A 14,465-nucleotide genomic window follows, 5' to 3' on the forward strand; every position below is an offset into this window, starting at 1 on the left:
CCCCCACGTTACCTTGACGGTTCTCATACATGATCGGGGTCCCTGAGCTGTTGAATGCGCATCCTTTCTTCGGTCAGCAAATCGCGTTGACTGGTTTTCACCGGTTTAATCACACCCTGCTCGCCGACAACCCAACTCAATGGGCGCCTTTCCTTGCCGATCGCTTCCTGCAGTAGCATCAAACCTTGCAACAACGCTTCGGGACGCGGCGGACAGCCCGGCACATAAACGTCCACCGGCAAAAACTTATCGACTCCCTGCACTACGCTATAGATATCGTACATGCCGCCGGAGTTGGCGCAAGACCCCATTGAAATCACCCAGCGCGGCTCAAGCATCTGGTCGTAAAGCCGCTTGACAACCGGCGCCATCTTGCGGAAAACCGTTCCCGAAATGACGATCAGATCGGCCTGCCGGGGTGTGCCTCGGATCACTTCGGAGCCGAAGCGGGCAATGTCATGACGGCTGGTGAAGGCAGTCGCCATTTCCACGTAGCAGCACGAAAGCCCGAAATTGAATGGCCACACCGAATTGGACTGGCCCCAGGCCACCATGTCTTCAAGCCTGGCGAAAAGGAAATTTCGGCGTATCGCCTCTTCATAGGTTTGCTGCCCCGGCGTTGGGGCCGTATCGTTTTCTGCCTTAGTCAGATTCCAACGCATCACTTACTCCTGATAATCCGGATCCACCTTACGCTGCCGACGGGTGCGCCAATCGAGAGCGCCTGACGACCACAAATAAACTAACGATGCCAGCAACACGCCGATAAAGATCAAGGCCTCGATAAAGCCCGGCCAGCCTGACTCGTAAAGGGCCACCGACCATGCAAACAGAAACACCGACTCCATGTCGAAAATAACAAAAAAAATGGCAAGGAGATAAAACTGAATGGAAAAGCGGATATGAACATCGCCGGTTGCGACAATACCCGACTCAAAGGTTTCGTCAGCGGCCTTGGCGCTGTGTCTCTGCCCCAGAAAATAGGCTCCTCCGAGCATGATGCCGGTAACGGCAAGCACCGCCGCGAAATAGAGGATGAGCGGCAATAGATCAGCGGCGAATCGAGCTTCAATGATCATCAGGTGCACCGTTGTCATGCGTTCAATAACGAAAATACGGGCTGCGCTTCCTAAATATTAAGAAAGCGTCACACCAACTTAAAAAACTAATTCCCTGTCTTTCTCGGTTATCGCGAGATAACTATTGCGCCGGTTGTTGAGCGAAATGGCTTTCCGCTTTCACTCTTGCCACCTGGATCCGCAATGCATTATTAGACAATAAATAATCCAATCGTTTCATATAACCTTAATGTTTAGTAAATCAGGCCTATAGAAATTTCTGCCGAATATATAGATCATCAAGCTAATTTCATGCCATAAAACGAAATTTATATGAACATAAGTGGAATCAAACTTCTAAGCGTTACAAGCATGAGTGAACAAGGTTCGGAATGATTTTTTTTGGTTGAAATGAACCCATTGGCAATGGTTCAAATACCCCCCCCTTTAGCTGGTTCTGTCGGCATTTACCTCAGCCAAGTCAATACGGGCACAAATCATAAAAACCAATGAAGCACTCAATCAAATGGCTCTCTTTGTACACAAACCAATCGGCGGGATGGCGGGCTCAATTCCTTTCGCGGACGGCCTGGACAAAATCATCGCCGTCATGGCGTTTGTCGGCTAACAAAGCACTGACGCCTTCGGACGTCAGTGCCAACAGATTCTCGGCTTGCCCGGTACCGCCGGCTTCTCCTGCGATCAGAATGAAATCCAACAGATACCCCTGCGCATCGGTAATAGCGTAGGTTTTAGCCGAAGACCCCCCTCTCGATCGCCCCAAAGAGTCCGCTTCGGATGAGCCGCCTGCCGCTTGCGTAAAATACTTCCCATTGCCCATCGCTCAATTCCTCTCCGTTGTGCATCTCTGCCCAAAACGGGCAGAGAATTTGTACAATTGTTGCGAAATATCAACAGATTCTAATCCGCCGGCAATATACCCAAATCAGGCTTGAATTAAACGGCGATTATTGCCTCGCCGCCCGATGCTATATCCCTTTCTGCTCGGGTGTTAATTCTTTCAGCCAGCCTTCAACTTCCGGACTTAACTCGCCTTTGCCTGAAAGTTTCAATGTTTCCTTCAGATTGCCATGCTCCACCAGCGGCAGAGCCAATATGCCCTGACCGCCCATGCCATTGTGCGCCTTAATGCTGCTGTCCTTGGGATCGGACAACAATACCCGGCCGGCGATTTCCAGCTTGTCCATATCCACCACGATCAGATCGTTGGCGAATTTGCTGGCCGCATAGGCGTAATAGCCGCCGCCCTGCTTCATGCCGAAATGGACGCCGTGGCATCCCGGTTCGCAGGGCAGGCTCTTGATCACCTTGTTGGTGGCCGTGTCGACGATGGTGAGACTCGCGCTCAAGGTATTGGCGGTGACCACGTACTTGCCGTCCGGGCTAACCGGGGTCTGGATCGGTAACAGGCCGTAGGCTTCGCCGCTGATCTTTCCGGATACCGGATCGTAATCGGCAGCAAGATTGATATCCATCAGCTTTTTCTTGCCCGGAATGTCGATCACCGTCAGACTGCTTAGTAACGGTGGCGTACCCAGCAGATTGGCGGCGTAGGCTCGCTGTCCATCCATTGTGCCCCAGACGGCAATCGGTATGATTCCCCCCGTTGGAATTTCAGTTGTTTTCTCGCTATCGAGATCCACCACAGACACGCTGCTAGCGAGAGCGTTGGGCGTTAACATATATTTACCGTCATCGGTAATGTAGTGGCCATGGGGCGAAGTATGGGGCCCTGTATTAATGCTGTTCTGAGCAGAAGGGTTCTTGCCGCCCGTCATTTTGACCACCTGTTCCCCGGCGTTGATGGCAACATAAAGCATGTCGTTGGCAGGCCGGGTCATGACATGAGATGGCGATTCTCCAACCACGATATTGCTGTAAACCTGGCCGTTGGCACGGTCGAAGGTCAGCAGCTTCTTGTCAAACCACTGGGTTTGGTAGATATATTCATATCGCTTGTCGGTCCACATGTTGTGAGGATTGTTCATATCCTCCTTGATGCCCTTGAATTTATTGGTCGTGCTCCAGCTCCTCGTATTGATGCGCGTGGCGGTGCCGGGCTTCTTCTTGCCCTCGATCATTTCGAACTGGGTGTTGACCCAGACTTCGCCTACTCCTGGGGCGCCAGGCTTTTTCAATTCATTGGGCATGGTCATGCTGAGCGCGCTGAGACTGATGGTGTTGCCCTCGATATTGAGCGGAATATCGGGCAGATTCACTTCCCACTTGGGCTTGCTGTAATCGCGCCATAGACTCGGCGTGGTCGCCACGAAAAAAGTACGCAGCAAACGCTTGGCAAGGTCGCTGCTGGCCGGTACCTTGGCGCCGGTCACCAATTGCAGCTCGCTGCCGATATCCAGTCCCTTGGTGTTCGGGTCGTCCACCACAACGGCGCCGAACATATAGGGATGCACCTTGCAGGTGAACACGTAGAGTCCCGGCTTGTTAAAAGCTTGGGTCACGCTGGCGCTGGAAGGTTTTTCCTGGTCCACAGGAAAGTTTTCGGCGCCCGCCGGCCATAACAGGCTGGTGATGGTGTGCTCGGTGTTGGTGTCGGTCATCTTGATCATCGCCGCCTGCGCGGGTTTGATGACCACCAAGGCATCTCCATCGACAGGATCTTTAAACCAAAGCCCCGGTTCGTCGGACATCTCCAGTACCGCCGAAGGCATCAGGCCCGGCACACTGAGAATGAGATCGTCAGCCCCCGATTGAGCCGCCCATGATGATCCGGTAAAACCGGTCATTAAAATCGCTGCCGTTAATTTGGAAATTTTTGTCATGGCTATATTCTCCGGTTTTAATTTTCTATCACTCTGAAACCGCCCATCATGCCGCTCTGCATATGCTGCAGAACATGGCAGTGATAATGCCAGTTGCCGGGGCCCACGCCTTCGCCGGCCTTGATTACGAAGGCCTCCCGCACAATCGGACCGATGTTGACGGTGTCGACCAAATGCGAGGTACCCGGTTGAATCCAGCGGTGGCCATGCAAATGAAAGGTATGGAAGGCCGTACCGATGCCGATGACATGGAAACGCACCAGTTCGCCCTCGCGGGCTCCGATAGTAGGGTTAGTCCACAATGGAACCTGGCGGTTGGCGAGATGGTTGAGCTCCTGGCCCCAGAAAGTGGTTTCGTGCATCCACAGGATGAACTCGCGTTTGACATCCTTGATATCCACCTGTTTTATCTGGCCGTCGATCATCGCCGATACCTTGCCGCCTTTAGGATTGACGATCAGGGTGCCGTACAGGCCCTTATCTTCGGAACCGAGGACCGGGTTGCCGAAGGCATGGTCGTGATAGGGCCAGGTGCCAGCGGTGCCGAGCGCAGCAGTCCATTTATAGGTATACGGCTTGCCCGGAAAGGCAGCCTGATCGGAAGTATGGTTGAATACTTTCATCGTGCCGTCGCTGTCGATCTTGTAATGGACGCCGTGCACGTGGATGCTGACCGGTTCATTAGATCCTTTGATGCCCTGTTCCAGAGTCACTTCTGCTTTGTCGCCTTCGGTCATCACGATCGCGGGACCGGGAATGGTAGGTTCGGGGCTGTAGCGGCCGGTAATGTCTTCGACCTGTCCCGACGCGTCGCGTATTTTGTGGCTTACCATTTGATAGGCCAACTGTCCTGAGTCCAGTTTGGCTGCTTTCATCGTGATCAGGTGGGTTTTTCCTGATTCCGTATCGGCGTGCGCCGCTTGCATAAAGGTAAATACACAAAAGATTAAAACGGCTATTTTTGTCATTTTTATTGCCTCTCTATAAAAGTAAGCTTTAGCTGAAGCTCCTACTTCACCCAACGTTTCTAAAACCGTTGTTGGAAAAATCCCTTCGAACTTTGCGATAAAAACTGTCCATGACTGAATTAACAGAGACTTAGCGACTTCACCATCAATCAAGCCAAACAATGATTCTCTCCAGGTCGTCTCCAGCATTGTTAATGAGATCCTAGCAAGCTAGGTAACTGGGGCTTCGTTGATCATGAGGGAGGGGGGGACAACCGGTGAGCAGCCGGTTGTTAACAAAGAAGCCCCAGTTGGAAGAAAGTCTATAACAATAATTGCGCTTTTTCAATATAAATATTTTAAAACTTTTATTTGTTTTACAATATTTCTACCGGACCTAGCTTGTGGTAACCTTACTGAAAATCACATTTGCTAGAGTGAGGGCCGTTATGCCTCAAAAGATAAGTTCACGCCAAAATCAGATACTTAAACTATTGCTGGAAAACAGGAATGGATTGAGTATTGACGACATTGCCGACGCTCTGGATATTTCAAGAACCGCCGTGCAACAACATTTTGCTGCCATTGAAAACGAAGGCTACATTAAAAAAAATACGCTTAATAAAACCGCCGGACGCCCGGTAACGGTCTATGTCATAACCGACAGGGGAATCAACTATTTTCCGAAGCAATATGCCTGGTTTTCGGAGCTAATGCTTAGCGATTTGCAGCAGGAAATAGGCCCCGAACGGTTTAAGAACTATATGAGGAAACTCGGCGTCAAGTGTGCGGAAAAATTACACAGACGGTTTGAAGGAAGGGAGCTCAACGAAAAAATTGATGAGTTGGTCATGCTCATGTCGGATCTTGGTTATCAAGTACAAGCCGATGCCAAAATCGAATCCGATGAATTCAGTATTCAGGCACATAATTGCGTTTACCATGACCTGGTTCAAAAGCATGATGAAATCTGCGAATTCGATCTGGCACTGATATCCACCTTGTTGGACCAAAAAGTGGAGCAAGTAGCTTGTCTGGCAAAAGGCGATTGTGCGTGCACCTTTAAAGTTAGAAAGCCCGGCAGCACGGCATCTTGAATTCGGTTTGCCACTGCGTTTCCCGATGGCCTCCTTGCCGGCGATGCTATGCCGGAATGATACGCGCGGATAACACTCCGGACACGGACCGGATGCGCTCGAAAGTTTCCGGTGGAATGTCGGTTTCAAGTTCGATAAGCGTGTAAGCATATTCTCCGCGCGACTTGTTTATTAGGCTGGCGATATTGAGGTTGGCTTCGGCGAGGGCAGTAGAAATCCGGCCGACCATGTTGGGAATGTTTCGATTGGCGACGCCCAACCGCACGCCGCCGTTTCGCGGCATAAAGGTGTCGGGGAAATTCACCGCGTTGCGGATGTTTCCATTTTCCAGGAAATCGCGCACCTGCTCCGCCACCATGGCTGCGCAATTGTCCTCGGCCTCGCCTGTCGACGCGCCAAGATGCGGCAGCACGATGGCTTTAGGCTGATTGCGGGTGGCGGAACTGGGAAAATCGCAAACATACGCACCGAGCCTGCCATCGTCCAAAGCCTCGATCACTGCCGCTTCGTCCACCACTCCGGCGCGAGAGAAATTGAGCAATATTGCGCCCGGCCTAACGATTTTTAGGCGGGAAGCATCCATCAATTGCCGAGTCGCCTCGTTGAGAGGAACATGTAGCGTAATGAAATCCGATTTTGCGGCCAAATCGTCAATGCTCTGCGCACGTATGGCTGACGACGATAATTGCCAAGCGCTTTCCAGGGTAAGCATAGGATCGAAACCGATAACCTTCATATTCAGAGCTGTTGCGGCATTGGCAACTTTTACGCCGACCGCCCCTAAACCAAGTACGCCCAGAGTTTTTCCAGCCAGTTCGAATCCGCAAAAGTGTTTTTTGCTTTTTTCCACTTGTTGATTGATACGTTCGTCGTCGCCTTCCAGACTGCGAGCGAAATCCCACGCCGCCGGGATATGTCTTGCGGCGAGGAACAGACCGGCTATCGCCAACTCTTTCACGGCATTGGCGTTGGCTCCCGGCGCGTTGAACACCGGAATGCCTCGCTCCGAATAGTCTGCCACCGGAATGTTGTTCACGCCTGCGCCGGCGCGCCCCACAGCTTTGACGGTGTCGGGAATAGGAACGCCATGCAGATTGAAGGAACGCAACAGGATGGCGTCAGGATACTGAACTTCCGGGGCAGCTTCGTAATTGCTGCGAGGCAGTTTTTCTAAACCCTTGGATGAGATGCTATTCAGGGTAAGTATTTTGTACATGAGGATTGCTCGCAAATCCAGAAGGTTGAAGGAGACTGTCAGTTTGGCCGCAAGGGATTAATTTCTGCGTAGCTGTGAAATTTATAGTGAGCTCATTACATTTGTATGAAGAAAAATGCTTGAAGCGTGTTTTCTGGACCCATTAAAGCCATACTCCGAATTTGTTGCAAAGCGGGTCGCCGAGATATAGTGCATAATGAGAAAATGTCGAAAACGATGCAAATTTTGTAAACCACTTCCGCAACTTTGAACCCGATAAAACTCATGGCCACCGTCAGGAAACACCCCCCAAAAACCACCGTCAAGATCAAAACCCAAAAACCGGAGTCCGTGGCAGCCACTGCGAAAGTTCAAACTGTTGAATTTCATGCGCGCGAAGAGCCTATCGCCGCCGGCAGGCTGCTGCGCAATAAGGTGTCACGCTCAAGCCATGCCGGCTGGACAGCCTCGGCCAGCCGCCGTGACCCTATCGACATTTTGGAAGAGACCAATCAGGGTCGAGACCCGGAACGGGTTCCCATCCGTTACGGGCGTATGCTGCGCAATCCCTCTACCTTTTTGCGCGGTTCTGCGGGCCTCATGGCCTATGATCTAGCGGCTACCCCCAATACCGGTATTCAGGTGCAGGCCTGCGGAGACTGCCATCTGCTCAATTTCGGCCTCTTCGCCACCCCGGAACGCAACCTGGTATTCGACATCATCGATTTCGACGAAACGCTTCCGGCTCCCTGGGAATGGGATATCAAGCGTCTGGCGGCCAGTTTCGCCGTCGCCGCCCGCGACGAACGGCTCAGCGACGATGATGCTCAGGTTGCTGCCGCCGGCTGTGCCCGCGCATATCGGGAGAATGTGCGGAAGTATTCGAAGATGAACTCAATGGAGAACTCGGACCACCGTTTGGACTCCGATAGCCTTATTGCCATGGCGCCCAATGGAAAAACTAAAAAACGCCGGGAACGGCTAGTCGAGAAAGCGCACCACCTTATCGGCGATAGTCCCTTTCCCAAAATTGCCGCGCCGACCGACGGCCGCCATCGCCTGCTCGACCGGCCGCCGATACTCTTCCATGCACAAGGCGAGGAGTTTGAAAAGCGATTTCGCGAGGAAATTGAAGTCTATCGTCAAACGCTTTCGGACGAGATGCGGGTACTGTTTGATCGCTACCGACTGGAAGACTATGCGGTGACAGTCGCCGGCATCGGCAGCGTTGGAACGCGCTCTGCTATCGGGCTATTTTTCTCTGCGGAAAGCCCGGCCCTGTTGCTAGAGTTCAAGGACGCCTGCCCTTCGGTGCTGGAGCCCTATGCCGGCAAAAGCCGCTATGACAATCACGCACAACGCGTCGTGATGGGACAACGGTTGATGCAATCTTACAGCGATATCTTTCTGGGCTGGGGCCGGCCGGCTAACGGCCGCGATTTCTTCGTGCGCCAGTTGCACGATAAGAAACTGTCCGCTCCTCTCGAAGGCGCTACCGTTCAGCAATTTAAACTCTATGCCGAGCTATGCGGATCGACCCTGGCCCGTGCCCATGCCCGGTCGGGAGATGCATCGACGATCAGCGGCTATCTGGGCAAAACCGATAAATTCGACCGGGCAATCGGTGAATTTTCTTTAGCATATGCCGACCAGACTCGGCGCGATCACGCGGCGTTGGTGAAAGCTGTAAACTCGGGAAGAATAAAGACCATCATCGAGGAAGACGAGTAATTGAGCCCCCCTTACCCAGTCATCCGACCGGTTACCCCTGCCATTAAGTTAAGAGTTTTCTACTACGTCATTCCGGTATGGATGCTGGAGTTCAACCAAAAGAGAGCCACTATTTTTGTTTTGCGAAAGATTGTTTTCTTATGCGGGCACGCTGAAGCTAGAACCCATCCAGAAGCGACATGAAGCAGCGCGAGGCGAAGCACTTGCGGCTATTACCGAATGCCTCGATCCTCTCTTCGGCAGGGTCGATACTCTCGAAACGCGGTTACCTTTCGCTAGCCACTTCGCTCAAAGGAGATAAGGCGGCTCTTTGAACGTTAATTTTATGGCGTCCATTATTTTCGTCAGATATTTCTTCTTCCGAAAAATACTGCATCGGATTGGTAGCAATTTCACGCGCCGCCAGAAATTGGGCGTAATAATTACGGGAAGCAAAGCCGAACGCGGGACCTGAATAGCTCTGCACGATATGAGCGAAGTCGCGGCCGGCTTGATTTTGCGCTCGTTTCATACCGCCGATGCCATGGTTGAAGGAAGTTATCGCGGCAGGCCAGTCGCCCAGTATACTGTAGGCGTAACTCAAATAGCGGGCTGCTGCGGCGGCGGAAGCCAAAGGGTCGAGGCGCCGATCAACTATCTTGACTACCGGCATAAATCTTTTTCTCTTTCCCGCAGCCATATATCTTTTTCTCTTACCCGCAGCCGTAACTCTCTTTTTCTTGCCCGCAGATATAACTCTTTTTCTATAGTCCCCCGGCATAAATCTTTTCGCTGCCGCGGGGGTGAATTGCCACATGCCGACGGCGCCGGCGGAGGATCTTGCCGCGGGTTGAAACGAAGATTCGACATGCGGCAGGTAGGCCAGATCCTCCGGCAAGCCGGCTTCACGGAATATTTTCCTGAATCGCTGCTCATAGCGTTCGCTGATCTCGAGCCCGCGTTTGAAGCGTTCGCGGATTCCACGTTGCATATGCACGCGTTCGGAGGCGCCGTTCAATACGCTGTTAAGCGGCCTGCCGCTCCTTTCGAGCTTGGCGATTAATTGCTGGTCGTTGGCATTCAACGAGGTGTTGTAACGGCGTTTGCTCTCCAGAATGGCTAATTGGGCTTTCCAAAAATCAAGGCGTCGGTTAACAATTTCCTTTTGTTCACTGGTCAGACTATCGTCAACATAGCCCGGCAATTCCAGCACTTCGTATATGACGTCCATATTGCGGTCGTCATGAAATACGACTTCCGCGCGCCGCCACTTCACATAGACTTTGCGCCAGAATTCTACCGCCGGTTGCAGTTCGCGAGGTTTGATAAATACGCCGGAGTAAGCCGTTGGCCCGTAGGAGCCGGCCGTCGGCCTATCGAAGCTTTGCGATGGCGCCGTCTCGAAATGAGGTCCGGAAAAATTTTGCGGCGGATTCGTCTCGATTTTAGGAAAGGATCTGTACGCGACGGGTTGCCAGCGGATTTCCTCGGGTTTAGTGTTGCTGCAGGCGTTCAATGCAAGCGCAATCGCCGATAAATGCAGCATCCGCATAATCAAAGGTACTAAAGGTTTCATCGTTCACGTTCGCCCGTTTGATAAAATATATTCAGGCGGCTACCCCGCCAGCCATAATAGGCGATATAGCAATAACAAAGTGCGGGAATAAAAAAAGCAAGTTGCAGGCCGATTCTATCGGCAAACACGCCTTGTATCGCCGGCAGTATAGCACCGCCAACAATAGCAGTACATAAAATGCCGGAACCTTGACCGGTATGCTTGCCGAGGCCATTGAATGCCAGGGAAAAAATAGTCGGAAACATAATGGAATTAAACAAGCCGATAGCCAAGAGAGACCACATCGCGATAAGACCGCTCCCTAACATCGCGATTAACACCAGGAGGGTGGCGCTCAATGCATTAAAGGTCAGTAATTTGCCTGCCGAAATGTACTGCATAAGGGGGGCTCCCACAAACCGCCCCAGCATCGCGCCGCCCCAGTAAAATGAAACATATTTGCTGGCGGCTTGCGCCGACAACCCGGCGACATGGGGTTCCCCCAGATAACTGATCAAAAAGCTGCCGATGGCGACTTCAGCGCCGACATAAACAAAAATGCCCAAAGCCCCCAGTATCAAATGCCGATAATGCCAGGCATTTTTATTGCCGTTTACCTGGAGCTCCGTGTTGTTGCGTTCAATGACAGCAGGAGCAATATTCGGCAGTTTAATCCACGCGAAGATCAGGGCGATGAGTAATAAGGTGCCTGCCAGTCCTAAATAAGGCAACTGAACCAGCTTGGCTTGAGTAGATTGATAAGCTGCCAATGCTTCGGCATTCAGGGATTTCAGTTCATCAATGGTTTTGACGGGGATAGTCAATATCAATAAGCCGCCGAAATAGGGCGCCAAGGTAGTGCCGAGCGAATTAAAAGCTTGCGTGAGCGTAAGCCTGCCGGAGGCCGTTTCGGGTTGACCTAAAATCGTGACATAAGGATTAGCGGAAACTTGTAATAAAGTGATTCCCGAAGCCAAAACAAAAAAGGCAGCGAGAAACAGCGGATAGCAAAGTAATTCCGCAGCGGGATAAAACAGCAAACAGCCGATACTGGCCAGAGTGAGTCCCGTAATAATCCCCGCCTGGTAATTGAATCTTTCAACGAAATACCCGCTCGGCACCGAAACAATCGGGTAGGCTGCAAAGAAGCAAAACTGCACCAGCATGACCTGGGTATAGTTAAGAATGAACAGCGATTTGAGATGCGGAATCAGAATGTCATTCAGGCAAGTCACAAAACCCCACATGAAAAACAGTGAGGTTAAAATGCTCAAAGAACCAAAATATGGATTTTTAGAAGACATAACGTCCTGAATGATACTCAATATTGGGCCTAACCAGAGTCTTCTTAGGGTCTCACAGTAAACTTGACGCTTTGATTCCCTACCATTACGTTAAAATCTCCCGGTTCGACAATCCGTTTTAAATCCAAACCGATAAACGACAAATCATCGGGAGTTAACGTAAAGTTCAAGCGTTGGGTTTCTCCCGGTTCAAGTGCGATTTTTTTAAAAGCTTTTAACTGCTTGTTGGGGCGGGTTACGGAAGCGGCCGCATCGTTCAGATACACTAAAACGGTTTCCTTGCCTGCGAGCTTTCCGGTATTCTTGACATCCACGCCAACGCTGATGTTTTCATGCAAACCTATGCTGGTTTTATCGACGCGTAAATTGCCGGTTTCGAAGGTGGTGTAACTTAAACCATGTCCGAAAGGATACAAAGGATTATAAGTATTCAATTCGTATGACTCGATAGGCTTGTAATCATACATCATGATGTCATTGGTCGCGCGCGGGTAGGTGATCGGTATTTTGGCGTCCGGGTTATAGTCGCCATATAAAATATCCGCGACGGCCAGTCCTCCCTCCATTCCCGGCAAAAAACCCAGCAATACGGCCGCTGCTTTTTCGGCAATCGGCGTGATAATGCGAGGGCGGCCGCCGAAAGTCAATAAAATGACCGGTTTACCGGTTGCCAATACCGCATCGGCTAAAGCCAGTTGCTCCGGGGCAAGATCCAGGGTGGGAATATTGCCTACGGTTTCGGTATACGGCGGCTCGCCCAGGCATAACAAAATCACATCATGATGCTTGGCTTCCTCGATGACTTTGGCAATATCGATCGGATCGTCGAAACGCTTGCCGCCGACGTACGTGACCTTACCGGTGGATTGTTTTTGCAGTGCGCCGACGACCGTCAACTTGTCCTTCGGGTATAACTGCTCCGCATCGCCTTGCCAGGTAATGGTCCAGCCGCCGTTCATCACGCTTAAAAGATTCGCGGTTGGGCCGGTCACCAATATTTTCGCGTCCTTTTTCAACGGCAACAGGTGGCCGCCATTTTTTGCGAGAATAATCGCCTCATGCGCTGCCTGCCTGTTGGCGGCGGTAGCCTCAGGCGTGGCAAAATTGCCCTCTTCCGCTATCGGAGTATTAGACGGAGCAAACAAGCCGGCCTGATATTTCACCGTCAAAATCCGACCGACCGCTTCATCGATACGCGCGATGGGGACTTCGCCGCTTTTAACCAGTTCCACCAAAATATCGTAAAACGAAAAGTCGAACGGCACCATGCTCATATCCACGCCAGCCATCACCGCAATCTTGACGGCTTCTTTTTCCGAAGCCGCTAATTTATCGCGGGTATATAAGCGTTTAATATCTTCCCAGTCCGACACCGTAAAGCCTTTAAAACCCAATTCCTCTCTTAAAATGGTCGTCAGATAATGACGATTGGCGTGTCCCGGAATGCCGTCAACCTCGGAGGAGTTGACCATGACCGTGGGCGCGCCCGCTTTGATGCCCGCGGCAAACGTGGGCAGGAAATATTCGCGCAGCGTGCGCTCACCGATAAATGCCGGCGTGCGGTCTTTGCCGTTAAACGGCAAGCTATAACCGACATAATGTTTCAAGCAGGTTAAGCCTTTATCGGCAGCACTAAAATCGGCACCTTGGTGGCCTTCGATATAACGGGTTCCCATCACCGTGGCTAAATGCACGTCTTCGCCGTAAGTTTCCCATAGTCTCGGCCATAGCGGCTGTCGGCCGATATCCAGCATCGGCGAAAAATTCCACCGTATGCCGGAGGCGCGAATTTCTCGGGCCGTAATCTCGCCGGCTTTAAAACTCAAATCCGGGTTAAAGGTCGCCGCCATACTGATCGCTTGCGGAAACAAGGTCGCGTTTTGCGTGTACGTTGCGCCGTGAATCGCATCGATACCGTAGAGCACCGGAATTTTTAAGCGCGACCTGGCGGACACTGCCTGGATCGATTCCTGCATCCTGCACCAGGTCGCTGGCGGCAGCGCTTTGTTCTTGGGCGTGAATGGCGCATTCATAATCGATCCGACATGGCGCCTTAATACCGCATCTTCGAGCTTGGTCGGATCGATAAATTCACCCTTATTGAGTTCTTCTTGCACGCCGATAACCGTAAAATCAACTTGCGTCATCTGGCCGACTTTTTCTTCCAAAGTCATTTGGGCAAGTAGATGATCAACTTGAGAAACGATGTTCGGTTTTTCAGTTTGAGCGCTCACGGCATGCTCCAAAGGAAGAAATAAGGTAATAATTAAACAGATTTTTACTTTCAAGGTTAAGGCTCGTTTCATTTGGTTAAGTGTCAAGTTCCGTAAGATTATGCATATCCGAAATGCACCTGTCAGGCTCTTTTTCCCGCCAAGCTTTCAGTGCCTGAATAGGACAGGCCCGTTGTGGTATTTGTCCATTAGGAAGACGAAAATGAAATTCGTGCCTTTTTTGAATGATGTCTCGATCATCGATTTAAAGAAGCCCTGAACAAGTTGATTCCATTCATGGTTCGACAAGATCACCATGAACGGAATCAACAACTCGCTTTCGTCCTGGGCTTGTCGAAGGACTTAATTAGAGCTTCCTTAAGATGCTTGATATGCCAAAACGTTAGTATCGGAGCCGCAAACCATGACCTCCATCAGTAAAATGCTTTATTCCCTCCTCATCCTAGTGTCTAATTGTATAAAAATACGATAGATATATAATCCTCTGAAAATTGCAGAGGAGTTATCGATGGGGCGTATTGCTAAGGTGGTTAAGTTGAGCCAACAGGAGCGCGTAGAGTT

At 51.2% G+C, this 14,465-nt stretch carries 11 protein-coding genes; 2 read left to right on the forward strand and 9 right to left on the reverse strand.

Annotation, left to right across the window (positions count from 1 at the left end):
* Positions 1-23: 23 nt before the first annotated feature.
* The 5 genes from U2W12_RS08445 to U2W12_RS08465 all read right to left on the reverse strand — a co-directional run bounded on the left by U2W12_RS08445 (position 24) and on the right by U2W12_RS08465 (position 4,830).
* Complete coding sequence (locus U2W12_RS08445) at positions 24-662, reverse strand: NADH-quinone oxidoreductase subunit B family protein (protein WP_326500235.1); 639 nt, start codon at positions 660-662, stop codon at positions 24-26.
* 3 nt (positions 663-665) lie between these two features.
* Positions 666-1,079, reverse strand: coding sequence for an NADH-quinone oxidoreductase subunit A (gene ndhC, locus U2W12_RS08450; protein WP_326500236.1), 414 nt, complete (start codon positions 1,077-1,079; stop codon positions 666-668).
* A 547-nt stretch (positions 1,080-1,626) separates the two neighbouring features.
* Entirely contained in the window at positions 1,627-1,899 is a 273-nt protein-coding gene (locus U2W12_RS08455; protein WP_326500237.1) for a hypothetical protein, read from the reverse strand.
* A 148-nt stretch (positions 1,900-2,047) separates the two neighbouring features.
* On the reverse strand, positions 2,048-3,862 hold the full coding sequence (locus U2W12_RS08460; RefSeq protein ID WP_326500238.1) for a hypothetical protein: 1,815 nt from the start codon (positions 3,860-3,862) through the stop codon (positions 2,048-2,050).
* Between the two features lie 17 nt (positions 3,863-3,879).
* On the reverse strand, positions 3,880-4,830 hold the full coding sequence (locus U2W12_RS08465; RefSeq protein WP_326500239.1) for a multicopper oxidase domain-containing protein: 951 nt from the start codon (positions 4,828-4,830) through the stop codon (positions 3,880-3,882).
* A 428-nt stretch (positions 4,831-5,258) separates the two neighbouring features.
* On the opposite strand from U2W12_RS08465, the gene U2W12_RS08470 reads away from it, so the two are divergent.
* Positions 5,259-5,906: an HTH domain-containing protein gene (locus U2W12_RS08470; RefSeq protein ID WP_326500240.1), complete on the forward strand. Its 648-nt coding sequence runs from the start codon at positions 5,259-5,261 to the stop codon at positions 5,904-5,906.
* 46 nt (positions 5,907-5,952) lie between these two features.
* Here the strand turns inward: U2W12_RS08470 and U2W12_RS08475 are convergent, their stop codons facing one another.
* On the reverse strand, positions 5,953-7,122 hold the full coding sequence (locus tag U2W12_RS08475; protein WP_326500241.1) for a phosphoglycerate dehydrogenase: 1,170 nt from the start codon (positions 7,120-7,122) through the stop codon (positions 5,953-5,955).
* Positions 7,123-7,386: 264 nt separating this feature from the next.
* On the opposite strand from U2W12_RS08475, the gene U2W12_RS08480 reads away from it, so the two are divergent.
* Entirely contained in the window at positions 7,387-8,832 is a 1,446-nt protein-coding gene (locus tag U2W12_RS08480) for a DUF2252 domain-containing protein (RefSeq protein ID WP_326500242.1), read from the forward strand.
* A 265-nt stretch (positions 8,833-9,097) separates the two neighbouring features.
* Here the strand turns inward: U2W12_RS08480 and U2W12_RS08485 are convergent, their stop codons facing one another.
* Genes U2W12_RS08485 through U2W12_RS08495 form a run of 3 tightly spaced genes read right to left on the reverse strand, consistent with a single transcriptional unit; the run spans position 9,098 to position 13,904 of the window.
* Positions 9,098-10,387 carry a transglycosylase SLT domain-containing protein gene (locus U2W12_RS08485; protein WP_326500243.1) on the reverse strand — a complete coding sequence of 430 codons (1,290 nt, stop codon included), beginning with the start codon at positions 10,385-10,387 and terminating at the stop codon, positions 9,098-9,100.
* Positions 10,384-11,670 (reverse strand): sugar MFS transporter, encoded by a 1,287-nt coding sequence (locus U2W12_RS08490; RefSeq protein WP_326500244.1) that lies wholly within the window; start codon positions 11,668-11,670, stop codon positions 10,384-10,386. Before U2W12_RS08490 ends, U2W12_RS08485 begins: the two co-directional genes overlap by 4 nt.
* A gap of 44 nt (positions 11,671-11,714) precedes the next feature.
* On the reverse strand, positions 11,715-13,904 hold the full coding sequence (locus U2W12_RS08495; protein ID WP_326500245.1) for a glycoside hydrolase family 3 N-terminal domain-containing protein: 2,190 nt from the start codon (positions 13,902-13,904) through the stop codon (positions 11,715-11,717).
* Positions 13,905-14,465 lie beyond the last annotated feature (561 nt).

This window comes from Methylomicrobium sp. Wu6 (genome assembly GCF_035916875.1).
Taxonomy (GTDB): domain Bacteria; phylum Pseudomonadota; class Gammaproteobacteria; order Methylococcales; family Methylomonadaceae; genus Methylomicrobium.